The organism is Neisseria sp. P0021.S007 (assembly GCF_051956855.1).
The window spans coordinates 1-549 of sequence record NZ_JBQCXA010001016.1; the positions used below are offsets into that span (position 1 = coordinate 1).

Sequence of the window (549 nt, forward strand, 5' to 3'; positions counted from 1 at the left end):
TGTGGGTACCTTGGTGCAGCAGTTGGAAGAAGGCGTGCTGACCGTTGATGCCGGTTTCGCCCCAAATAATCGGGGAGGTTTCGTAGCCGATGGACTTGCCGTCGAGGGTAACTTGTTTGCCGTTGCTCTCCATGTCGAGCTGCTGAATGAATTTGGGCAGGCGGTGGAGGTGCTGGTCGTAGGGGGCGATGACGTGGCTGCCGCCGCCGTAGTAGTTGATGTACCAGATGCCGACGAGGGCGAGGATGACGGGGAGGTTGCGCTCGAGCGGGGTGTTGATGAAGTGTTGGTCCATCAGGTGCGCGCCGTTGAGCATTTCGATGAAGTTTTCTTCGCCCAAGTAGAGCATGATGGGCAGGCCGATTGCCGACCAGAGGCTGTATCGTCCGCCGACCCAGTCCCAGAATTCAAACATATTGGCGGTGTCGATACCGAATTCGGCGACGGCTTTTTGGTTGGTGGAGACGGCGACGAAGTGTTTGGCGACGGCGGTTTCATCGCCTGCGTGGTCAAGGAACCATTTGCGCGCGGTCAGTGCGTTGGTAAGGG

Annotated in this window: 1 pseudogene; it reads right to left on the reverse strand. The window is 58.3% G+C overall.

The annotated features are described in order from the left end of the window. Nucleotides 1-549: pseudogene (locus ACTHUR_RS17270) on the reverse strand (glucose-6-phosphate isomerase); the annotation flags it as partial.